This window comes from Propionispira raffinosivorans DSM 20765 (assembly GCF_000381065.1).
Taxonomy (GTDB): domain Bacteria; phylum Bacillota; class Negativicutes; order Selenomonadales; family Selenomonadaceae; genus Propionispira; species Propionispira raffinosivorans.
In genome coordinates, this window is sequence record NZ_KB905839.1 from 255876 (window position 1) to 279523 (window position 23648).

A 23648-nucleotide genomic window follows, 5' to 3' on the forward strand; every position below is an offset into this window, starting at 1 on the left:
ATAATATAGTAAATAACAGGAAAAATAAGATAGGTAGTGGTAAATATGACCAGTAATAAAGAAATTATTACCAGCAGTGATTTTAGAAGAATGATTGCCGGTGCTTATAGTGAATTTTTACTTGAATATGAAAATTTGAATCAATTGAATGCAGCTTCTTTGTCCGATAGTGGTGAAATAGGTACAAACTTGCTGCGTACGATGGGCGCGGCAGCGGCAGCACTTGTGGATGCCAAAGAAGAAGGTATTGGACCTTTGGCAAAACGTACGTCTGATAGTGCTATTTTGGGGGCCAGAGGTAATTCAGGGGTTGTTCTATCGCAGATTTTCCGCGGCTTAAGTAAAGGTCTTTCTGGTAAATATGATGCGAGATCTTCTGATATAGGTAAAGCATTCCAGTATGGTATCTTATATGCACATCGCAGTATTCCGGATTCAAAAGAGCGTCCGATTATAACAGTGGCAAAAGGTGTGGCAAAGGGGGCCTATTATGCGGTAAGGGCCAATCTGCCGATATCCGAAATTTTAGAAGCAGCCCTGATTGCAGGTGAAAAAGAACTCCAGCGAACGAAGGCTCAGTATGGTTTTATCGATGCCGGTGGACAGGGAATGATGGTTTTACTTACAGGATGTATGAAGGGGCTTGATGGTAATTTTGTTTCGCCAAGCCTTAGCTTGTCGACGAATTTTAAAACCTCTAATCAGGTTCCGAAGCCAGAAGTTGATTTGGTGCGGCCATATTGTGTAAGTTTTTTGGTCAAACATTCAAAAGTGGATGTATATGATGTGGAGCGAATCCTGCAAAAAATAGGTAATGCTGTTGTTGTGCAAAAACATGGCAATAATACGCGTGTTCATCTGCATACAGATCATCCCGGCTTGATTATTGAACAGGCTGTCGGCTGGGGAAACTTGCACGATGTGAAAATTGATAATATGGCACAATACCACGAATCATCTGTTATGACAGAACAGGCAGAAGCACTTGCGATTATTGCCGTTGCCTCTGATGCAGTTATGTCTGAAAAAATGAAAAAAGCTGGTGCAGGTTTAATCATCACTGGCGGCAAGGGCATGAATCCTTCTGTTGGTGATTTTGTGAATGCTGTGCATAGCGATTTTGCTAAGCAGTACATTATTTTGCCAAACAGTAAAAATCTCGTCCTTGTAGTAGAACAGGTACAAGAACTTTTAGGTGATCGAGTTGCCAATTTGAAGACACCAGATATGCAGTCGGGTCTGCAGGCACTAAAGCTCTATAAGAAAGAGCAGTCTCTAGCTGAAAATGTTAGAAATATGCAGCCACTTGTAAAATAGTTTGAGTTTTTAGGAGGATGAAGTGATGTTGAAAGAGTTATCAGTGGGGGAGTTCCTTAGTAAACTATCGGGTGAAAAAGCACCGGGAAGCGGCAGTGCCGCTGCACTAGTTGGTGCTTGTGGTGTAAGCCTTTTGATGTTAGCACTGCATTTATGTTCAGCAAACAGTAAATATGATAGTGAGCCACCAATTCAGCGTTGGCAAGACGAATTGGCATCGATAAAAGAAACCTTAGAGAAATTGATCGATGAGGATGCTGTGGTGATGGAACGAGTTTTACCGCTTTTTCTGAGCCCTATTGAGCTTGAGACGAAGGAGTGGAATCGCTTACTTGCTGAAGCAATGTCGGTTTCTTTTGCGACAGCAGATGCCTGCTTTGCTGCAATGGGCATTGCCAAGGATATGATTCAACTGGCTGAGCCTAATCTGGTTTGTGATATACGGTTTGCAGCGCTAAACTGCCATACTGCGTTACAGGGGAGTATGATGCTCAATCAAACGAATATTGACTTAATACGTGAGCAGGGTGACCTTAAGGCACATCTCAATGAGCGCGTATCGGTTTTGCTTGTTAAAACAAAATGTCTTGTTGATTTAATTTTAGATGAGTAAAATAAAACAACCTATGACGAGCTGCTGTAATTTGGCAGTTTTTGTCATAGGTTGTTTTATTTCTTCTTATATTTTTTGCCGTCCAGCTCCTGGCCCATCATTGGCAACTGCTACAGAAGCCTCTGTGAAGGTTTTCATATCGTTTAGCATATGTAGACTGGCATCGACTAGTTTCATACCAAGGGCAGCAATACAGCCGCCACCTGTCGTCATATTGAGGTTTAGATAAGATGGAATATCCCAATCCAAGGCAGAAGCAGGTGGTGTTTCCGTACGTAAGATATAGTCTTTTACATTGGGGGCCAGATCAATCGCAATTTTTGCGGCAATTTCAGAAATGAAATTATCGAGTACGATGAGTGCCCCACCGTGGGCTGCACCCAAAATGAGACCAATCATGTATGCCAATTCTATATCGTTGGCCGCAGGTGTTTCGGAAGCTGGGGTATGAGGCTTAAGCAGACGATCTTTGAAGATTGTCAGTTCTATATAATTTGTGGTCAAAAGTTTTTGCAGTGCTTGTTTTACTTTCGTTCCACATATATCATGTCGCTGGTTTTCAGTTGTGGCAATCCCAATGATTTGAGTACCTTGTCGGATTTCTTTCTCAGCCAAAAGCATACCGCCTTTGATCGCCGTCAATAAATCTTGTGACGGTTTAGGCAGTTCAATCAGAGTGACCTTAGCATTTGCATGCTGGGCAAATGCTGCCGTGAGTTTTTGCTGCGTGCTTGACATATTGGCTTTTGAACCAAAACACAGAATTCTTTTTTGCAAGATATTCGGTTTTGCTGAGGCTGTAATGCCGGCAATTTTTACAGCAATTTCTTCTAATCGACCCAGGCTGTAAATTGGTTTGCAGAGATTATCAATACGCAGCTGACACTTTTCCATCGAAGATAGATGCAAGGGGCGGATGGTGTCATTGTATTCTTGCAGTTCTTGTGTGGTTAGGGGTAACAGAGTTTTTTCTGACTGACAGCAAAAAAGATCGGGTATATGGTCTTTTGTGAGCGCTGTATAGGCGAGGAGCATGCCATCCAGCAGATTAATAATAATCGAGGAACCGGTCGCTTCGCCAAGGCGAAAATGCATATCCATATAAGGCTGGAGGTTGAGCTTTTCTAAGATTGCTTGATGGGCGGGTTCTGCTGCTAAATGTGACCCCATCAGGTATTCTTTTACCGTGGGGCAGAGTGTAGCTGCGATAAGGGCGGCTGCACCAGTATTGAAGCCGTCGAGGACAACAAAAGCACGATTTGCCGCTGCACCTAAGATGATGCCTGCAATACAGCCGAGCTCAAATCCGCCGAGTTTCATGAGGACATCGATTCCATCAGCTGGATTTGGCTGATTGACTGCCAGAGTTTGACGAACGACATCAATTTTGACTTTAAGGCGTTCATCCGAGATGTTGGTGCCGCGGCCGGTCGCTTCTTCAGGGCTTAGATCGCATAGACAAGCTACTATAGCAGCACTTGATGTGGTATTGGCAATTCCCATTTCACCAGGTAAAAAGCAATGATAACCTTGCGCAGTATATTTTTGTACAAGTTCAATTCCGGTGTGCAAAGACTGAAGTGCCTCAAGCCTTGACATGGCAGCTCCTTTTGCACAATTTTTTGTTCCAAGGGCAATCTTGCGATCAAGCAGCCCCGGTATTTTACCCATCGGAGCTGCGATACCCATATCGACAACCACCATATGGGATTTTGAGAAATTAGCGAGGGCATTGGCTACGGCGCCTTTTGAAATCAGATAGTTTTTTGTCATGTGTACGGTTGTTTCAGGTGGATAGGCACTGACTTTCATTTCGGCAACACCATGATCGGCACAGCTGATAATCGTACATTTTTTTGGCTCACTGGGAATTTTTTCACCACTGATGCCGGCATAGTTTAATAAAATACTTTTCAAATACCCCAAGCCTTCTACATTGGTCATTGTATCAGATAGTTTTTTTTGTACGTCGTGTATTGCTTTTTCATCGAGGGGTTTAATGTTTTTTATGGTTTGTGTCAGTAAATTCATACGATCCTCCCTGTTAGGCTTCTTTGGGTACTTGTTTTAGGCTGAGGCCGATCCGGTGACGATCGGCATCAATGCTGATGACCATTACATCAATAATATCACCAACGGATACTACATCAAGTGGATGGTTGACTCGTTTATAGCTGAGTTCGGAGCGATGGATGAGTCCGGCTGTCTTGATGCCGATATCAACAAAAGCGCCAAAATCAGTTACATTGTGAACTGTGCCGCGCATAATTGTGCCGACAGCGATATCCGTTAACTTTACAATCGATTTACGCGTAAGCGGAGCGGGGAAATCTTCACGTGGATCACGTCCAGGTTTTGCTAAGGCATCAAGGATATCACGGATGGTTGGTACACCAGCATCAAGGCTGGCGGCCAACTGATTGATATCGATCAACTTTATTTTTGCCTGCAAAATTTCAAGCTGGTGTTTATCTTTCAAGTCTTGCAGCGTAAAACCGAGTTTTGCTAAAATACTTTCTGCTAGTTTGTAAGATTCAGGATGGACAGGGGTATTGTCCAGTGGTGATTTTGCCATACCGATACGGAGAAAACCGGCACATTGCGTGAAAGCTGCTTGACCAAGGCGGGCTACTTTTAAGAGTTCTTTCCGTGCTGTAAATTCACCATTTTCATTCCGGTACGTAACAATGTTTTTGGCTACGGTGGCATTGATTCCAGAAACATGTTTTAATAGCTCAATCGAAGCGGTATTTAGCTCAACGCCGACATGGTTCACGGCGGATTCGATTACATGATCAAGGGTTGTTGTTAGTCCTTTTTGGTTCACATCATGCTGATATTGACCAACACCAATGGATTGTGGATCAATTTTAACGAGTTCTGCTAATGGATCCTGGACCCGCCGGGCGATGGATACCGCGCCGCGAATGGTGACATCATAGTCAGGCAGTTCTTCTTTTGCTAGTTTGGAAGCTGAATAAACCGAAGCGCCAGCTTCGTTCGTGATAATATAATGGACATTGAGTTGATTTGCATTAATCAAGTTTGCGGTAAATTCTTCCGTTTCATAAGAGGCAGTACCATTGCCGATTGAAATAAGGGTAACATTGTATTTTTTGATTAGAGCCAGTGTCGTTTCAGCGGCTTTTGCTTTAGCGTCATCGCTCATTGTAAGATAGAGAACACCATGGTCGAGTACATGCCCAGTTGCATCAATAACAGCCATTTTACAGCCGGTGCGATAGCCAGGGTCAAGTCCCATAACGACATTGCCCGATAATGGAGCTTGGAGCAAAAGCTGTTTAAGATTCAGACCAAATACATGAATAGCCTGGGTTTCTGCATTTTCAGTCAACAGAGAACGGATTTCACGATCGAGTGCCGGAAACAATAGGCGTTTATAACCATCAGAAACGGCGGCGGTTATGATTTCGCTAAAAATTGATGGCTTTGTTATAATTTTATTTAAAATCAAGCTGAGATTTTTTTCATGGTCGGTATCAAGCCGAACTTTGAGAAAGTTTTTCTTTTCACCGCGATTGATTGCCAATATGCGATGAGATGGTAATGTTTTGAGGGGTTCACTGTATTCTTTGTACATTAAAAATGCCTGACTGGCTTCATTTTCTTCAGGAAGTTCGGCCTGGATACGGGCATTTTGCCATAGGTATTTTCGCAGCATTGAACGGATGTCAGCTCGTTCACAGACTATTTCAGCGATAATATCCATCGCTGCCGCAAAAACAAGTTCAGTAGAATCAATTTCGTTTTCTGCATTTATATATTGTGTTGCGTACTCTAGTGGATTTCCACTGGTGATTTCTTGTGCCATGATCAGATCGGCGAATGGTTCAAGACCTTTTTCACGGGCAATCTGAGCACGGGTACGTTTTTTCTGTTTATAAGGAAGATATAAATCTTCGAGATCTTGGAGCTTTATTGTACGCTCAATAGCGGTTTTTAATTCGGGCGTGAGTTTCCCCTGTTCTTCAATGCTTTTTAGTATATCATCCTGCCTTTTGATTAGATTGCGCAGATAAGCAAGTCGTTCTTCAGTCGTACGGATTTGTTCTTCATCGAGTTCACCAGTTACTTCTTTTCGATAACGCGATATAAAGGGAACCGTATTTCCTTCATCTAATAATTTTATCGTTGCATCAATTTGATATTTTTTAACTTTCAGTTCATTGGCAAGATAAGCGCCAATTTCTTCTAAAATCATGAAGTCACCAACTTTTCTTTATTTTTCAGAAACATAGTCTTTAATGTAAATTTAAAATCGTTTCGCCTTCAAATATTATAGCATAAATTCGAACGTTTGCTAAAATGGATAAAAAGATGCATATAGAACGCATTAAAGAAATTACATCCAGCCTATCAGCCTGCCAATAATGGGGTGTAGGGTATACCCCATTATTGACGATTGTCATATAACATATATAATTGTAGCTTATGCAGTTAAAAAAACAAAAAGCGTAATTGAATCTTGACAAAGATGGATCTGGGTCTATATACTAAATACTGTTGATATTTAATACTTTTTAAAAATTAGAATTATAGAAAAGAATTCTTAGCACAATACGAGTTCTTAATTACTGCAATAGATACATTGACAAAAATCATTTTAATCAGTAGAATAATAAATATCTATATATATTTATGCTTTGTTAGGAATATATAAGAATAAAGAACGAATCTAGTTTATTTTTTATGAATGAGTAGACGAAGAAATGTTCATGTAAGGTGGCGGATTGTAATGGATGCAAAAGAAGTAACAGCATTATTAAGAGAAAAAGGCTTTAAAGTAACGCCACAGCGTTTGGCAATTTACAATGTGTTAAGTAACACAACGGAACATCCGAGTGCTGAAATGATATTCAGTAAATTGCAGGAATTTTATCCGACGATGAGTTTGGCAACGGTCTATAAAACAATTGAAATTTTAAAAGAAATAGGATTGGTTCAAATCTTAAATGTTGGTGAAGAAAGTTTTCGTTATGATGCGAATACGGATACACACCCGCATGTACGCTGCTTAGTTTGTAATCGGGTTGATGATATTTACGGTGTGGATGAATCAGCTTATGTGAATCAGATCAGTGAACAAACAGCATATCGCCTGTCAGGTCAGCAGTTCTATTTTTATGGAGTTTGTCCTGAGTGCCAGTCGAAAGCAGGGAAAATGCACTAATTCTATTTCTATGTGTTGTCAACGGTTGATAATTCGCAAATGTTCTGTGAGAATACAGGGGGTTTGCGATTTTTTTTATTTCAGCTGTGTTTGTTGCAGTGGATTGTTGTTTTTAGGGATAAAGAATAGTATGATATAAATAGAATTTTGCTATGATTTCAGATGCTTTACAGGATTCTTTGCTAACTTTATAAATAGAAACTTGTTTGGGCAAAAGAGCAGAGTTCATGTGTTCGTGTGGAATGTATTGGATATAAATGAGGTAGAAAAATATATGCAGGTTTCGGTATTGGCAAGCGGTAGTAAAGGCAATTCAATCTTCATTGAAATGAATGGCACAAAAATATTAGTGGATGCAGGAATTAGTGCTCTTCGAATCAAAAAAAGTCTTTTTGCTATTGGGGTTGAGATTGAGGAATTAGATGGGGTTTTAATTACGCATGAGCATCGTGATCATATTGGCGGGCTAACGACGTTGTCCCGCAAATACAGTTTGCCGATTTATACACGGTCTGATACTTTTGCATCCATGTATTGTCGTGATACAATTCCTGATCAGTGCTGCAATGCGATTGGTGAGGATTTCTGTATTGGCAATCTTAAAATTGGGGCATTTAATATTTCGCATGATGCGGCTGACCCGGTTGGTTTCACGATTTTGGATCGGGATATAAAATGTACGGTGGCAACAGATTTGGGATTTGTTACCAGCAGTGTACAGGCAGCTTTGGATTATTCGGATGTTTTGGTATTGGAGGCCAATCATGATACAGAGTTATTGAAAAAAGGTGCTTATCCCTGGTATCTGAAACAACGTATTTTGAGCAATCGCGGTCATTTATCGAATGAGGATGCTGCGTGGGCTTTAGTTCGTATGAAAAAACAAAAAACGAAAGTTTTTTTAGCACATTTAAGTGCTGAAAATAATGATCCGCATGTTGCACATGCTACGGTTTGTGGGATCGTGGAGCAGCAAGGTTATGACTTGGGCATTGATTTGGATATACGTTTGACGAAACAAAATGAAATTGTAAGTCTGTAGGAGGTTTTTTTTATGAAAGCATTATATAAAAATTTGAATCCATATTTTGTGGTGATGATAAGTATTTTGCTGGTTGTTTCAGCATTGTTTGCAGGCTGCACAGCTTTTGGCAATAAACAGGAATCTGCGGCAAAAGCGCAGGAGAGTACATCGAATCTAACGCCTCCGGCCGCGAATGATAAACTTTCTGATGCAAGAAATACAGCGCTTGTCAGAGCTGCTAAAAGTGTAGGACCAGCTGTTGTTGGTATAACGAATAAAGCTGTGGCACGTGATTGGTTTAATCATCAGGTGATGATCAATCAAGGGACTGGTTCGGGCGTTATTTTTGACAGTAATGGTTATATTGTAACGAATAATCATGTGGTCGATGGGGCAAAAGAAATCACCGTAGCACTTTCTGATGGCAGGACTCTGGCTGGGAAAATTGTCGGTACCGATCCGGTTACGGATATTGCTGTTGTCAAAGTAGATGCAACAGGTCTGCCAACGGTAACATTTGGCAATTCAGATGATATTATGGTCGGTGAACCAGCACTTGCCATTGGTAATCCATTGGGGTTGGAGTTTCAAGGCAGTGTAACAGCTGGGGTAATCAGTGCCTTGAATCGTAGTATGGAAATCGGTGAACGCAGATTTAAATTGATTCAGACGGATGCGGCAATCAATCCGGGCAATTCCGGTGGAGCACTTGTGAACGCTGATGGTATGGTAATTGGCATCAATAGTGCAAAAGTTTCAGCAGCTGGGGTTGAAGGTATGGGTTTTTCAATTCCGATTAATGCAGTACGGCCGATTATTGAAGATATTATTAAAACAGGTCATGTAGTGCGTCCTTATCTAGGCGTGGGTGTTTTCGATAAAGCAACAGCGGCTAGTCAGGGCTATTCTTTGAATATTGATAAAGGCATCTATGTTGCACAAGTGACAGCAGGCGGTCCTGGTGAAAAAGCGGGTATCCAAAAAGGTGATATCATCCTTAAGATAGCAGATACGGAAACCAACACGGTGGTTGACCTTAGAACAGCCATCGTTAACTACAACGTGGGTGACACAGTGAAAGTAGAATTCACTCGAAATGGTGAGAAACACAGCGTTGATGTGGCACTTGAAGAAATGCCGGATAGCCAATGAAGATAAACATTGTCGCAGCAGGCAAGATTAAAGAAAAATATCTTTCAGCCGGAATCGCTGAATTTACCAAACGCATGACAACGTTTGCGAATCTTAAAATCATTGAAATCCATGAAGAAAAAATGCCGGATAACCCATCCGAAGCAGAAAAGAAAAAGACGCTCACCATTGAAGGTGAGCGTCTTTTGAAGCAAGTACCAGAGGGGAGCTACCTCATTGTTTTAGATGTGTATGGCAAAGAATCTTCCTCCGAAGAACTTGCTAAAAATATTGCCCAGCTAGGGCTCAAGGGGCAAAGTAATATTACATTTTTAATCGGTGGCGCTTTTGGTTTGTCTGAAGAAGTCCGCCAAGCCGCCGCCGAAAAACTCAGTTTCTCACGCATGACATTTACCCATCAAATGGTAAGACTGCTGCTCGTGGAGCAAATCTACCGGGCCTTTAAAATTAATCGGGGCGAGAAGTATCACTGGTAATTAGAGAAAAAATCCTGTCCATTTGTAGTAAGATAAGTGGACAGGATTTTTGTTTAACTACAAGGTTTAATTTTACATCATGCATGAAAGCGATTACATTTAGCCTATCAGTCTGCCAGAGGTGCGTAACGCTACTGAACCCTACCCCATTCTTGACGATTGCCATGTGAAATATTTAATATAGCAAACATATTTAACTTTTTTATTAATTTAAAGTGTGTATATAATCAATAAGATCTTTAAATTGGGCACCATCTTTTTCAAGTACTGGTTTAACAGCTGCTTGCCAATCAGCGATATTGTCAACCGAGGTAATGGTAACGCCAGCAGCTTTAATCTTTGCGGTAGATTTTTCATCATATTTATCCCAAGCGTCTCTTTCTGTGTCAACGGAAGCAGTGGCAGCTTCTTGAAGAATTTTTTGATCATCTGGTGATAATTTATTCCACAAAGTTAAGCTGATCAGAAGTACTTCCGGAACACGTTGATGTCCATCTAAAATAAGATTCGTCGCAACGGTATAGTGGCTTGCTGAGTCAAATGAAGGCATATTATTTTCTGCAGCATCAATGGTACCAGTTTGTAATGCGCCAAATACATCACCATATGGCATTACGATAGGGTTTGCTCCTAATGCAGTAACCATATCAAGCGTAATTGCACTTTGTTGTACGCGTATTTTTTGCCCCTGCAGGTCAGCAAGTTTCGTAAGTGGTTTTCTAGAATAGAAGCTTCTAGCGCCAGAATCATAGTATGCTAATCCCATCATATTGGATGATTGCAGGTCTTTTAACATTTCCTGCCCTTTAGCACTATTCAAAAATGCCCATTCTTGATTTAAGTCTTTAAATAAATATGGAAGAGCAAACAATCCCATTTTAGGGTTGAAGGAGGCCAGCGCAGCACTGCTGACTCTTGTCATATCAACTGTACCACCTGATTGAACCTGACTTACAACGGAGTTTTCATCCCCTAATGTTCCGCCGGGATAAACTTCAATATTAATTCTTCCGTTTGTTTTTTCTTTAACAAGCTCGGCAAATTTCTTGTCGCCGTCAACTGTAGGATAGTCTCCTGGCTGAATATCAGCCAGTCTTATAGTCATTTCGGTGGCTCCTCCACTCGATTTTTCTGTAGTTGTGCCACAAGCTGTCAATAAAACAGCACATAGCAGGGATAAGATTAGAACGGATAATTTTCTTTTCATTTTTTTCGCTCCTTTTATATATATTAAAGAAATTACGTCTAGCTTATCAGGCTGCCAGAACGGGGATACGATTGCCATATAGAAGATTTAATGCATGAAATGTGGCAGCCATAGAGATAATTGGGGAATGTATATAATTACCATTAAGCAAACAAACAAGATGAGATAGAACGGGAGCATGCTTTGGACAGCTTTTCCTATAGGTGTATCTGTCAAGGCACACCCTATAAATAAAACAGATCCATGAGGTGGAATCGTCAAACCAATTCCCAGGCTGAGCATCATAATAATTCCGAAATGGATAGGGTCTATATTCATGCTAAGTATAACTGGTTTTAAGATTGGCGTCATAATCATAATCAATGGTGCCATATCCATCGGTGCGCTCAGTAAAATCAACAGACAAGCTATGATAAACAATAAAATGAGTGGGTTACTGGATATTCCTAATAGAAGATGAGTAATCATTTCTGGTATACGCAAGATTGTTAAAACATAGCTAAATGCAGCAGACGCTGCCATTAAGAAAAACACAAGGGAGCAGATTCTTAATGTTTTTAATATAATTGGCCAAAACTCTTCAAGGAGAATATCCCGATAAAAGAAGAAGGTAACAATGAAAGCGTATAAGCAAGCAATCGCTCCCGCTTCAGTGGCTGTAAACCAACCGGTAAAAATACCCCCTAGTATTATAATGCAAGGCATAATAGAAAATATTCCATCGAAAACAATTTTCAAGCGTTCTTCCTTCGGTATGATTTCTTTCATTGTATAACCGTGCCTAACCGCTAGAAATGAACCAGCAAACATTAAGATTGCACATATAACGAAACCAGGGAAAACACCCGCTAAAAAAAGAGCATTGATCGATGGAGCTGCTGCGCCATAAGCAAGCGCATACAAAATTAAATTATGACTTGGTGGAACAACAACACCTTGCACAGAAGCTGAAATCGTAAGGCTTGTGGCAAATTCCTTGCTGTACCCTTTTTTTACCATCTGTGGAATCATAACGGTACCAACAGAGGCCATATCCGCACTAGCTGAGCCGGATATGTTGCCAAATAATAGACAAGCCAGGCAGTTTACCATAGCGAGACCACCGGGAAAGCGACCAAACCCTAGTAAAGCAAATCGTATGAGTCGTTTCGCTAGCCCGCCTTCACCCATAATTTGACCAGCCAAAATAAAGAACGGAATGGTAAGTAATGCATAGGTATTGAGACCGTCTATCATTTTGTGCGCAATTAAGTCAAGACCAAAATTTTCCATTAAAAAAACGGATAGTGTTGAGGCGACAATACACAAAGAAATTGGTACTCGTATTAGCATTAATCCAATAAATGTTGTCGTAAGGATAATAATTTCAATCGTAGTATGATCCATTAATGCCCCCCCAATCCTTTATGTCTTTTCAAATCAACGCCAAAAAATTGAAACACTCCATAAAATAGAATAAGAACACCCGATACAGGTACAGCGAGAGTCCTGTAAGCGATCGGCAAATTACCCATTGTAGGAATAATTTGGCCAAAGTCGTTGAGCGTAAGCTTTGTTCCATAAATAATTAATATTAGTGAAAAGAGAATTTCAATAAGCGAGATGAGCTTTTCAATATAAAAATTCGCCTTATCACTAAAATGGATCGAAGTAAAAGCAAGGTGGATTCTTTCCCGAAAACCCATCGCAATGCCTAAAAATGAAAACCATATAAGTAAGAATATTGTGACATCTAAAGACCAAGTTGGTGTATAACTGAACAATTTTCTGGCGAATACCTGAAAACATACAATCACAATCATTGTTAGCAGCATTATCTTTGATAATTCTTCAAAGGCCTTATCAATAAGTAGAAGTAAATTTACTACATGCTTTACTCCTTTTTTCTGAATTGGTGCAGGTCCTTTTGAATCTTCCAAAATATCAACTCCCCATATACAATTTAATACCGATTCTTACGTTCGTTACATGGTTTATTCAGTTATGCCTCATGGGTTGTGAGAAAATCCTCCCGTAACGGTGTGAAAGCATCTGTCAGAATTGAATCGTCTTCCAAGGCCACAACGCCATGCCAGACATTCTTGGCAGCATAATAGCAATCACCCGGTTTTGCAACTTTTATTTCGTTACCTACAGTAATTTCGAAGCTTCCTTTCGCAACATAACCAATTTGCTCATGGTCGTCATGCTTATGCAAAGCACCAACTCCACCTTTAGCGAAATGAAATTCTACCATCATAATTTTATCTCCGGCTACGAGGACCTTTTGTGATGTTTTGTCACCTGTTTTTTTAATTTGTACATCTGTGTTGGTTATAATCAAGAAAATTCCTCCTTTTTTGTAGGACTCTAAAGTCTATTTCAACATACATAGTTCCTACTATCCATTATATTTCCAGTTTAATATAATTTTCACTACTTGTATTGATTGAATATTGTGATAAAATGTTGTTATATTGCGATTTGGGAGTGATTGATTTATCAATGATAAATGATTTTGATTTTAAACTAACAGCACATCCCCATCAATTTATCTACCGTCATACCACCCCAGCTCAGAACCCGTGGGATAAATTTCATTCCCATCCGGGAGTGGAATTCATCTACGTTCACGAGGGAGAAGGTTCGGCTATCGTTGACCAAGTCATCTATCCCTTCCAACCAGGTTCTTTAATGTATTTTCAACCCTTCCAGCTTCATAGGGTAAAAGCTGAAATACCTGAAACAGGCTCTTACATTCGGTCAAAGCTATTGTTAGAGCCATCGGTTATAGAGCCTTACCTGGAACAATTTACAATCCTACAACGTTTTTTTTTATACTTGCGTCAGAGTAACCTTGATTGCCAGGTTATTCAAGTGGCGAACCCCTCACAATTTGACATCCTATTTCAGCTCTACTGTCCGCGTGATACAGAATTAATGAATACGGAGGCTTTTGCGTTATTCTTTATGTTGTTTTTAACTACACTAAAAGAGCAATGGACTGCCAAAAATCAAGCTGACAAAGAGAGTAAACTTCGCCATATCTGCTATGCTGAACACGTTATGCAATGGATCGAGTCCCATTACTATGAGGAATTCACGCTGGCTGCTTTAGCAAAGGAACTTCATCTTTCAAGTTTTCATATATCGCATCTGTTCCACAAAGCCACCGGTAGTACCATAACGGAATATCTTATTTATCGTCGTTTGCGGGAAGCCTGTCTACTGCTCAGAACAACATTTCTATCTTTACAGGAAATCTGCGACCGGATTGGAATCAGTAATATTTCTTATTTTTGCCAGTTATTTAAAAAACGATTAGGCACAACGCCAGCCCAGTATCGAGGTAAACCAAGCTAACTTGTTTTTTTTATTTGGTGGATGCCAAGTCTTAATTTGGCTACATCCCTGTCCTGATTTTAATGATAATCCTTGTAGGGCTTTTGTGTATTGCTGGGAAAAATTATTCATTGTTTATATATAGGGAACGGCCAGGGCCTTTTTTCAAGTCTTTATATGAATAAATTATTTTTACAATTGAAAATGCAACATGGACTCTTACTAAAATAATGGTCTGGGCTGCATTGTATTTTTGTAGGAGATCGGAGAATTAATTACGGTCTATGGTTTCGGTTAGATCATCAGTCCGATTGTAGTAGCATATTTCAAAAAATGTAAATATTTTAGCTTCCAGTTTTTTGCTGTATCAGTTTTAATCATGGCATTAGGTGCGTTGATGTACTAAGTGTTAAAGAGAGTCTCTTGAAAGACTGTAAAAGTGAATATGTAAGTCCGGTGATCTCGCTGATAAAGACATTCTGTGATATTATAAAGAGAAGAAGTCAGGCAGAATTTAGAGGGAGAAATCGGTATGGAAAATACAGAAATCATTGTTTTAAATAAGGGAATACCAGGGGAACCTTGCCCGATAGCTAAAACGTTAGATATACTAGGAACAAAATGGATGTTTTTGATTATTCGAGATTTGATGCTTGAGGAAGTTATGAGATTTAGTGAACTACAGAAATCAATGCCAGGGATTAGTCCTAAGACGCTTTCTCTACGTCTACGTGAACTGGAAGTACACGATATAATTACAAGGAAGGCATACGCAGAAGTGCCGCCACGAGTTGAATACTCTCTAACTGAGAAAGGAAAGAAATTGCGCGGAATCATGGTTGAGATGAAACGCTTTGGTTTGATGCTGTAAATTTAATAATATTATAAAATCATGTTCTGACTGGTTATAGTATATGCTGTAGCCAGTTTTTTTGACGTTGAAATCTTTCAAGACAAGTTGATTTATAGTAGTGATTTATGGTCAAAAATCAACGATATAAAATTTAATGACTTGAATTATATCGATAAATAAAAAACTTTCTTTAGGGAAACTATATGAATAAAAATACACTACTTTACAATATGAAGTTATGGAATTAAAATGAGATCACAAGCCCAGAAGGGCTGTGAAGGAGGATTTCAAATGTTTCAAAACAAACGTGTAGTAATCATTGGTGGGAGTTCTGGCATTGGATTAGCAGCAGCTAAACTTATATTAGAACAAGGGGCAGAAGTAATTATAGCGAGTCGTTCTTCGGACAAACTGGAAAATGCAAAAATGGAACTTGGCAAAAAAACAAAATCATATGTTTTAGATATTGCTGAGGAAGAACAAGTAAAAAAATTTTTTGCCCATGTCGGTTCTATAGACCATTTAGTAGTTACGGCTGCTGAAACATCAGGTGGGCCATTTCTTTCATCAGACACAGAAATGGATAAGAAAATGTTTGATAACAAATTTTGGGGACAGTACTATGCGGCAAAATATGGTGCGAAAACTATTTCTCCTGAAGGGTCTATTACTCTGTTCTCTGGTATCGTAGCCTACAAATCCATGGTTGGATCTGCGACTCTTGGTGCAATTAATGCAGCCGTAGCAGCTCTTGGCAAGACACTGGCTTTGGAACTTGCTCCACTGCGAGTTAATGTAATTTCACCAGGTATTATTGATACTCCTTCAAGGCGTAAAATGTCTGAAGTGGCGCGTAACCAATTTTATATGGGCATAGCAAATAAACTTCCTGTGAAAAGGGTAGGCGTAGCGGATGATGTTGCAAAAGGCATTTTATATCTGATTAGTAACAGTTTTGTTAGTGGTACTGTTTTGCATGTGGATGGAGGTCATATACTGATTTAAGGAGGTTTGACCTGTTATATAGAGAAGTATCCTTGTTAACGGTACACAATAAAACGTCCTGCTAAATTTTTAAATTTAGCAGGACGTTTTTTGAGTTCATAGTGTACTTATTTTATATGGTTTACTAATTCTGGTGCTAAACCAACATATGTTGCTGGAGTGAGGGCGAGCAGGCGTTTTTTGTCTGCTTCAGGTAAAGCTACACTTTCAATAAAGGCTTTGATGTCTTCTTCACTGATGCCTTTCCCGCGGGTAATGGCCTTCAGTTTATCATAGGAATTTGCATGACCGTTTTTACGCATTACAGTCTGTACGGCTTCGGAGAGAACTTCCCAAGCATGTTCCAGATCTGCGCCCAGAGCTTCACGATTGACCCCTGTTTTACGCAGACCTTTTAAGGTATAGGTAATTGCGATAAGAGAATGAGCAATCCCGGTACCGATGTTGCGCAGTGCAGAAGAATCGCTGAGATCACGCTGCAAACGGGAAATCGGCAGCTTGTTTGCCAGATGATCCAAGATAGCATCACTTAAACCTAAGTTTGCTTCTGAGTTTTCAAAATCAATTGGATTTATTTTATGAGGCATAGTAGAAGAGCCAACTTCTCCCGCAACGGCTTTTTGTTTGAAGTAACCAAGGGAAATATAAAGCCACATGTCACGATCAAAATCCAGTAGAATATTATTGAAACGCGTAAGCGTGTGGAACGTTTCAGCGACATAGTCATGGGATTCAATTTGTGTGGTCAGCGGGTTGAAAGTCAATCCTAAGCTTTCAACAAATGTACGAGAAACAGCTTCCCAGTCTATTTCTGGATAGGCGATACTATGGGCGTTAAAGTTGCCGACAGCACCGTTGAATTTCCCCAGATATTCCTGCGAACGAAGCTGTTTTAACTGGCGGTTCCAACGATAGACAAACACGGCGAGTTCCTTGCCGGCAGTGGTTGGTGAAGCGGATTGTCCATGTGTATGAGCAAGCATCGGTATGGCTTTTTCCTCTTCGGCCATCGTTGTAACGTTTTCAATCAGTTTTTCTGCTTCTGGCAACCAGACTTTTTCAATACCATGTTTCAGCATCAGCGCATAGGAAAGATTATTGATATCTTCTGAAGTACAGGCAAAATGGATGAATTCGAGTACGTCAGACAGTGACATGGCTCCCAGGGTTTCGCGGAGAAAATATTCGATTGCCTTTACATCATGATTGGTTGTGCGTTCGATTTCTTTGATCTTAAGGGCAGCGGTTTCATCAAAATTGTTGACGATATTGCGTAAAAAAGCGATTTCTTCTGTTGTGAATTCACGAATTTCACCAAAAGCAGGGTTGCTGGCCATTGTAATAAGCCACTCTACTTCTACATGAATCCGGTATTTTATTAAAGCCCATTCCGAAAAATAGTCTTCCAAAGGTTCAGTGATGGCTCCATAGCGTCCTTCTAGCGGCGTAAGTGATTTAATACTCATTTTTATACCTCATATCCTTTAAAATTTAGCAGTCTCTATGCTGTTGCTTAAAAGCTATGCTTATTATACTACATTACAGTCTTACAATGCCACATTCTAAAGTGAATTATAGGGTATTGTCTGTTTGAATTAAATTTTTCACCGAAGATAATGGGATGTTTTTACCAGTTACTTCAATAGTCGGCAATGGCATTGATTTTTTTTGTGGCAAGCTAATGCAGCAAATGCCGCCGAGAACGAGAATTCCACCAACGAGCTGTGACATTTGGAAGGATTGACCGAGAAACAGTGAAATCACGACCGTATAGAGCGGAATGAGATTCATTGAAATGCTTGCCGCCGTTATTGTAACGCGCTGCAGGGCAAAATTCCATAGGATAAAAGCACAAACTGAAGCACCAAGGCTGATATAGATAATACTGGAAATACCGGCGCTGGTGATTGCTTCTGTGGGAAGCGGGATAAAAGGTGCAAAAGGAAGCAGAAAAAGTACGCCAAGCAAGGAAGAAAGGGCTGTTGTCATAAGCGGTGGGAGTGTGGTGACATTTTTCCCGGTTACAGTATAGAGGACCCATGACATATCAGCCAGCAGCATTAAGAGATCTCCTTTGTTGAATTGGATGGATGCGATACTTGTAAGGTTGCCTTGCGATATAATTGTTAATACGCCGATAATAGCGAGCAGTAGTCCTAAGTACTGCCGAGGGAACGTGCGGACTTTGAGGAAGAGGGCGGTAAACAGCATCGCAAAGGCTGGTGTCAATGTACTAATCAGTGATACATTGACGGGAGAACTATATTGGAGTGCTGAATACGTGAAGAGGGTGAAAAGATCAATGCCAAAAATCCCCATGCCAGCAAGATTCAACCAGGTTTTCCGGTCAATTGATTTTAAATTTATTTTTTTTGCCCAAAAGGCAAGGGGAAGCAAAATGATCACAGCAATGCTCCACCGTAGTAGACTTATCCAAAATGGCGGAAATTCACCAGCAGCAATTTTGCCGGAAATAAAATTACCCGCCCATAACAAATTACAGAGTAAGAGAAATATCCAAGTTTGCATAATATATAACACCTCGATTTACTTTTAAATTCACTATATCATGCAAAAAATGATTGTTCAATTGCGATTTTTCAATTATTATAATAGGCATAGACTATGAATGGGGGATAAATAATGGAACTTAGGCATTTACAATACTTTGTTGCTGTCTGTAAACATCTTCATTTTACCAAAGCTGCCGAAAGCCTTGGTATTGCGCAACCGACACTCAGTCAACAGATTCATGTACTGGAACAGGAAGTCAACACGCCGCTGTTTGATCGTGTTGGAAAACGGATTTTGCTCACCGAGGCAGGAGAGATTCTGTTTAAATATAGCATGCGAGTTTTTGATACTTTGGAACAAGCGGCAACCGATATTAGTCAACTGAAGGGTCTAGAACGCGGTCATATAAAAATAGCTTGTCTGGGGACGTATCTAGCAATGGAGACCGTTATGGATTTTCATCAACGTTATCCTAAAATTCAAATTGCGGTTGAGCAGCTGTCAACAGAACAAATTCGGCATAAGCTGCTGCAAAATGAATTGGACTTTGGCGTTGTATTTTTGCCTCTGGCCGATAAAGAGCTCGAGAGTATTCCCCTTTATTCGGAGACTTTGGTTTTTGTGACTTCACAGACCCATGAATTGGCACAGCTAAAGCGAATTGGCTTTGCCCAGTTGAAAGAAGTGCCGTTGATTCTTATGTCACGAAAATATTTGGTTCGACAAATGTTTGATCAGGCGTGTCAGGAAAACGGGTATGATTTTACGCCAACGATTGAACTAAGCGAAATGGACGATTTGCGTGAAATGGTAGAAAAAAATATTGGAGTCAGTGTTTTGCCACGGCTCTATGTACGTAGTATGTGCAGGCACAGTATAAAATCAATACCACTATTGGATATCCCGATTAAAAGAACGATTGGCATTGTATATCGAAAAGGTCGTCATATGTCGGCGGCGGCTCTTTCCCTTATGGAGGAGCTGGAAACATTTTTTTCGAAATTGCATTGAATATATATAATGCAACTTATATAGTACTTGTCAGCTGCCGAAAATAAGTAAAAGCCCAAAACCTGTTTTCGTTGGTTTTGGGCTTTTGTTTTTAAGTAGAATTCGTCAGGCAAACATACTTTACGATTTGATTGCCCAACGCAATTTAGCAGAATGCGCACGAGGATTGACATGACACTCTTCTGCTGATGGACGAATCGGATCGGGTGCTATTTCGCGGTAAACACCTTCACCAAAAAAACGTTTGAAAGATTTTTTAACGCGGCGATCTTCGCCTGAATGAAATGAAAGTATGGCAACCCGACCGCCTTTGGCGAGAGCATTTGGCAGCTTTTCTAAAAATAAATCCAAGACTTCAAATTCATTATTAATGTCAATACGTAAGGATTGAAAAGATCGTTGGCAGGATTTTTTAATTTCGGCTTCTGTGATTTGTGGAATGTTAATTAAAGCATCTTTAATGATATTTCTAAGCTGGGTTGTTGTTTGTATAGCATTGCCTTTTTTTAGCTGAGAAACAATTGCTTGTGCAATTGCTTTATGATGCGGTTCATCTGCGTTTTCAATTAGCATATCTTGTAATTCATCCTGCGTCATTTCTTTTAGACGAATTGCGGCAGAGGTCCCTTTTTGGGGATTTAGCCTTAAGTCCAACGGGCCTTCCGCTTTAAAGGAAAAACCTCTGTCTGGATTGTCTATTTGCATCGAGGAAACACCTAAATCTGCCAATATAAAATGAAAATTGCCTGTTTTTGTCGTGATTTGATCTATTTGAGAAAAATTCCTTTGCTGGATTTCTAAAATTTCGGAACCATAACCAAGCTGCTCTAAACGTTCTTTGGTGCGCGGTAATTCAATAGGATCTACGTCAATTGCATATAGGCGTCCTTTTTCATGTAAACATTGAAGCATTGCCAAGCTATGACCGCCATAGCCGAGTGTTGCATCTAAGCCGGTCTGACCGGCTTTTATTTGCAGAAAATCCAATATTTCTTTCACACAAATGGGAATGTGCATCCCAGCAGGTGTATTACCTTTTTCGATAATTTTTGCCACAGCATCCTTATATTGATCAGGGTGCAGTTCTTTGTATTTTTCTTTAAATTTTTGGGGGTGAGTGCCTTTATAGCGAATACGTCGTTGATGTTTGGGCGCTTGCTCATCCAATGTATGATCTAGACCCATGATTTTCCCTCATTTTTAGTATTATTTTTGTATTTTTCTTATAAATTATATGATAGCAGGTGCAATCTATTAAAGCAACGCCACGAACGTGAGTTCTATATATTTGTCAAAATGCTTTATATAGTTTATTATGGGTCTTATGCACTTTATGACATTTTGCGGGATGAAATGTTTAGGTGGTTAAGTAAGGATCGGGGTACTTTATGAAAAAATTTACAACATATAAAATCGAAAAAGAACAGGATGGTTTTGTACTGGAAACGTACTTGAAACAGACGTTACAGTATTCCGGCAGAAAAATTCAAAAACTAACCAGAAAAAAAGGTATTTTATTAAATGGAAAAGCTGTTTTTTTGCAAAAAAAAGTGAAATTTGGCGATACACTGCGAATTTTGAATTTCGAAGATGCTGCTTATGGAGTTGAGCCCGAAGCAGGGGATATTGAGATACTTTATGAAGATGAATACATGCTGGTACTGAATAAACCAGCCGGGCAGCTCGTGCATCCTACGGGTCAAACAACGAGTGGAACTTTGGCTAATTATCTAGCCTATGAACTGCAAAAACGTAATATTGTGACGACAATTCGTCCTGTGCACAGATTGGATAGAGAAACTTCCGGGTGTATTATTTTTGTCAAAGATTCGCGAAGCCAATTTATACTGGAACAGCAATTAAAGGAAAAAACATTAAAACGAACCTATTGGGCCTTGGTCAGCGGCATCGTTGGTCCTGCTTCAGGAACGATTGATGCACCCATTGGAGCTCATCCAAGTAAACCAAATCGACGTGCGATCAATCAACTAGGGGCGCCGGCGATTACGCATTATCGAACCGTCGCGCATTATACGGATACTTCTTTGGTGGAACTCAACTTAGATACGGGTAGAACGCATCAGATTCGGCTGCATTTGGCCCATCTGGGGTATCCAATTCTTGGCGACGGCATGTATGGAGTTCGTTTTCCTGGGATGTTAAGGCAGGCTTTACATGCAACTTGTATTACGTTTCGGCGATTGAAGGATGATACTGAAATCAAGGTGCAGGCTCCACTTCCGCAGGATTTTATAAAGGCTATGGAGGTTTGCAAAAAAAAGGAAAAGACGATACTACCCAATCAGTAAGCATCGTCTTTTCTTTTTTATTTGTTATTTAGGCAGTACGACCATTCTTTTGTATAAACCAAAATACTTCGATAGAGAAGACTCGTAATAACGAAGACAGGTATGGTGGCACCTAGGATAAATTGTATGTCCATAAATTGATAATACAAGTAGATGCCCAGCAGCCAAACTGCAAAAGCACGCCAATTCACAAGCAGTTCGGGGCGCAGACGACGATTTTTGATTATAAAATATTCGGTGAGCAAGATCGCAAATAATGGTGCAAAAACAGAACCAAGGGCGATCAGAAAGTTTTCGTATTGTTCAATATCGACGAATAAGGCAGTGAGTGTGCCGATTATGGTCATAATTAAAGCAACGTGTTTTTCATTGAGCTTGGGAAAAATATTAGCAAAACTCACTCCGGCTGAATAGGCATCGAGAAACGTCGTTGTCAGGGTTGCCAGCACAACGATGCCTAAAGCGGCTAGTCCTAAATTTGCGGCTAACATCATCGCGGATGGTTCTGGGTTTCCGGCAGCAATGGCAGCCCCAAGTCCAATGATATACATCCAGCAGCTGCCGACAAAATACCCAATTCCGCTGCCTAAGGCAGCACTTTTTTTGTCCTTGGCAAAGCGGGTGTAATCCGCAATTAATGGCAGCCAGGAAAGCGGCATGATGACGCTGAGCTCCAATGCTTCACCGAATGACATTCCACCCCGTGCTGGTGCACTGAGGAGGCTTGTGTCTTTGAATACAACCTGGCTTAATACAAGAGTGATGCCAAATAAAAGGAAAACGGCAGCCATATTGGCTTTTTTTAAGCCGCCATCGCGTCCGAGGGCAATCCATAAAAGAACTAATCCGCCTAGTATAAGGCTCCAAAGCGATTGCTGATCGAATCCCCAGAGCACTTTACTGATTTCATTTGCGGATCGGGAAGCGGCAAGAATCATGACAGCTGTCCAGCCGACGAGCTGTAATACATTTAATATGGAAAAGATATAAGAGCCATATTGGCCAAACGAGATACGTGTGGATACGATAGCGGGAATCCGCTCATCGGTACCAATTATGCCACCTGCTATTAAGATAATCGTACCTACGATATGGCCAAGTACGATGGCAGTTACGCCGGTTTGAAAACCAAGTGGAGCTAACAAGCCGCCAGTCAATATTTCAGCAATTGAAACCGCGGCACCAAACCATAAAAACAAATAATGATTAAATCCCAGGGTTGTGTTTTTGTTATGTATCATTTTTAATCGACTCCTTGTAATGAAATTTATACAAATAAAAGCGCACCCCGAAGGATGCGCTTTTGCAAGACACAAAAACCATGCAACATCCCTACGCTGGCATTATCCAGATCAGGTTAAAGGGTCATAGATTTCATTAGATCTATATCTCAGCCAGCTTTTCCAGCTCCCCTAGTGACTTTTTTATTTAACTCATCGTATCATATTTATTTGTGGTTTACAACTAAGTCATTTTTAACAAGGATACTGGTCGAATTTTTAATTTGTTATAGGTAACGTGTTTTTGTACGATCTTTTAAGAAAGGTACAGGGAAGAACGGACGCCGTGTCGAATGGTTTTTTAACTTGGTATTGTTTGTTGCTGGTTTAATTATGGCAATGTTCAGGTGAATTTGCGGGGCTGGCAATTTATAT

Annotated in this window: 21 protein-coding genes and 1 riboswitch; of the genes, 11 read left to right on the plus strand and 10 right to left on the minus strand. The window is 40.2% G+C overall.

The genetic code is table 11. The annotated features are described in order from the left end of the window. The first annotated feature begins 45 nt into the window (after positions 1-45). Positions 46-1317 carry a DAK2 domain-containing protein gene (locus tag F606_RS0101175; protein ID WP_019552027.1) on the plus strand — a complete coding sequence of 424 codons (1272 nt, stop codon included), beginning with the start codon at positions 46-48 and terminating at the stop codon, positions 1315-1317. 25 nt (positions 1318-1342) lie between these two features. Continuing rightward, entirely contained in the window at positions 1343-1930 is a 588-nt protein-coding gene (locus F606_RS22115) for a cyclodeaminase/cyclohydrolase family protein (RefSeq protein WP_019552028.1), read from the plus strand. A 66-nt stretch (positions 1931-1996) separates the two neighbouring features. Here the strand turns inward: F606_RS22115 and cobT are convergent, their stop codons facing one another. Continuing rightward, positions 1997-3961, minus strand: a complete 1965-nt coding sequence (gene cobT, locus F606_RS22560) for a nicotinate-nucleotide--dimethylbenzimidazole phosphoribosyltransferase (protein WP_019552029.1) — start codon at positions 3959-3961, stop codon at positions 1997-1999. 13 nt (positions 3962-3974) lie between these two features. After that, complete coding sequence (locus F606_RS0101190) at positions 3975-6152, minus strand: Tex family protein (protein ID WP_019552030.1); 2178 nt, start codon at positions 6150-6152, stop codon at positions 3975-3977. Between the two features lie 534 nt (positions 6153-6686). Here F606_RS0101190 and F606_RS0101195 point away from each other — a divergent pair. The 4 genes from F606_RS0101195 to rlmH all read left to right on the plus strand — a co-directional run bounded on the left by F606_RS0101195 (position 6687) and on the right by rlmH (position 9773). Next, positions 6687-7121 (plus strand): transcriptional regulator PerR, encoded by a 435-nt coding sequence (locus tag F606_RS0101195; RefSeq protein WP_019552031.1) that lies wholly within the window; start codon positions 6687-6689, stop codon positions 7119-7121. A gap of 274 nt (positions 7122-7395) precedes the next feature. Beyond that, positions 7396-8163 (plus strand): MBL fold metallo-hydrolase, encoded by a 768-nt coding sequence (locus tag F606_RS0101200; protein WP_019552032.1) that lies wholly within the window; start codon positions 7396-7398, stop codon positions 8161-8163. Between the two features lie 12 nt (positions 8164-8175). Then, a complete protein-coding gene (locus F606_RS0101205) occupies positions 8176-9297 on the plus strand; it encodes a S1C family serine protease (protein ID WP_019552033.1) in 1122 nt (373 codons plus the stop codon). After that, positions 9294-9773, plus strand: coding sequence for a 23S rRNA (pseudouridine(1915)-N(3))-methyltransferase RlmH (gene rlmH, locus F606_RS0101210; protein ID WP_019552034.1), 480 nt, complete (start codon positions 9294-9296; stop codon positions 9771-9773). Before F606_RS0101205 ends, rlmH begins: the two co-directional genes overlap by 4 nt. A 205-nt stretch (positions 9774-9978) precedes the next feature. Here rlmH and F606_RS0101215 read toward each other — a convergent pair whose 3' ends face one another. From F606_RS0101215 to F606_RS0101230, 4 genes are all read right to left on the minus strand, one after another. After that, the gene (locus F606_RS0101215; RefSeq protein ID WP_019552035.1) at positions 9979-10980 is read right to left on the minus strand and encodes a TRAP transporter substrate-binding protein; all 1002 of its coding nucleotides are present in this window, start codon (positions 10978-10980) and stop codon (positions 9979-9981) included. A gap of 87 nt (positions 10981-11067) precedes the next feature. Beyond that, positions 11068-12366, minus strand: a complete 1299-nt coding sequence (locus F606_RS0101220; protein WP_019552036.1) for a TRAP transporter large permease — start codon at positions 12364-12366, stop codon at positions 11068-11070. Then, entirely contained in the window at positions 12366-12899 is a 534-nt protein-coding gene (locus F606_RS0101225) for a TRAP transporter small permease (RefSeq protein WP_019552037.1), read from the minus strand. Before F606_RS0101225 ends, F606_RS0101220 begins: the two co-directional genes overlap by 1 nt. A gap of 62 nt (positions 12900-12961) precedes the next feature. Next, the gene (locus F606_RS0101230; protein ID WP_019552038.1) at positions 12962-13303 is read right to left on the minus strand and encodes a cupin domain-containing protein; all 342 of its coding nucleotides are present in this window, start codon (positions 13301-13303) and stop codon (positions 12962-12964) included. A 161-nt stretch (positions 13304-13464) separates the two neighbouring features. Here F606_RS0101230 and F606_RS0101235 point away from each other — a divergent pair, with 161 nt between their 5' ends. The 3 genes from F606_RS0101235 to F606_RS0101245 all read left to right on the plus strand — a co-directional run bounded on the left by F606_RS0101235 (position 13465) and on the right by F606_RS0101245 (position 16159). Further along, on the plus strand, positions 13465-14322 hold the full coding sequence (locus F606_RS0101235) for an AraC family transcriptional regulator (protein WP_019552039.1): 858 nt from the start codon (positions 13465-13467) through the stop codon (positions 14320-14322). A 511-nt stretch (positions 14323-14833) separates the two neighbouring features. After that, positions 14834-15172 (plus strand): winged helix-turn-helix transcriptional regulator, encoded by a 339-nt coding sequence (locus F606_RS0101240; protein ID WP_019552040.1) that lies wholly within the window; start codon positions 14834-14836, stop codon positions 15170-15172. Between the two features lie 273 nt (positions 15173-15445). Next, on the plus strand, positions 15446-16159 hold the full coding sequence (locus F606_RS0101245; protein ID WP_019552041.1) for an SDR family oxidoreductase: 714 nt from the start codon (positions 15446-15448) through the stop codon (positions 16157-16159). Positions 16160-16266: 107 nt separating this feature from the next. On the opposite strand, the gene purB is transcribed toward F606_RS0101245, so the two are convergent. Together purB and F606_RS0101255 are read right to left on the minus strand one after the other, a co-directional pair. Further along, complete coding sequence (purB, locus tag F606_RS0101250; protein ID WP_019552042.1) at positions 16267-17625, minus strand: adenylosuccinate lyase; 1359 nt, start codon at positions 17623-17625, stop codon at positions 16267-16269. Positions 17626-17731: 106 nt separating this feature from the next. Beyond that, positions 17732-18688: a DMT family transporter gene (locus tag F606_RS0101255; RefSeq protein WP_019552043.1), complete on the minus strand. Its 957-nt coding sequence runs from the start codon at positions 18686-18688 to the stop codon at positions 17732-17734. Between the two features lie 114 nt (positions 18689-18802). Here F606_RS0101255 and F606_RS0101260 point away from each other — a divergent pair, with 114 nt between their 5' ends. After that, a complete protein-coding gene (locus F606_RS0101260) occupies positions 18803-19684 on the plus strand; it encodes a LysR family transcriptional regulator (protein ID WP_019552044.1) in 882 nt (293 codons plus the stop codon). Between the two features lie 120 nt (positions 19685-19804). Here F606_RS0101260 and rsmH read toward each other — a convergent pair whose 3' ends face one another. After that, complete coding sequence (gene rsmH / locus F606_RS0101265) at positions 19805-20869, minus strand: 16S rRNA (cytosine(1402)-N(4))-methyltransferase RsmH (protein WP_019552045.1); 1065 nt, start codon at positions 20867-20869, stop codon at positions 19805-19807. A 203-nt stretch (positions 20870-21072) separates the two neighbouring features. Between rsmH and F606_RS0101270 the strand changes: the two genes are divergently transcribed. Beyond that, positions 21073-21993 carry an RluA family pseudouridine synthase gene (locus F606_RS0101270; protein WP_019552046.1) on the plus strand — a complete coding sequence of 307 codons (921 nt, stop codon included), beginning with the start codon at positions 21073-21075 and terminating at the stop codon, positions 21991-21993. A gap of 17 nt (positions 21994-22010) precedes the next feature. Here the strand turns inward: F606_RS0101270 and cytX are convergent, their stop codons facing one another. Next, on the minus strand, positions 22011-23234 hold the full coding sequence (cytX, locus tag F606_RS0101275; RefSeq protein ID WP_019552047.1) for a putative hydroxymethylpyrimidine transporter CytX: 1224 nt from the start codon (positions 23232-23234) through the stop codon (positions 22011-22013). Positions 23235-23305: 71 nt separating this feature from the next. Next, positions 23306-23417, minus strand: a riboswitch (TPP riboswitch). Positions 23418-23648: the final 231 nt, after the last annotated feature.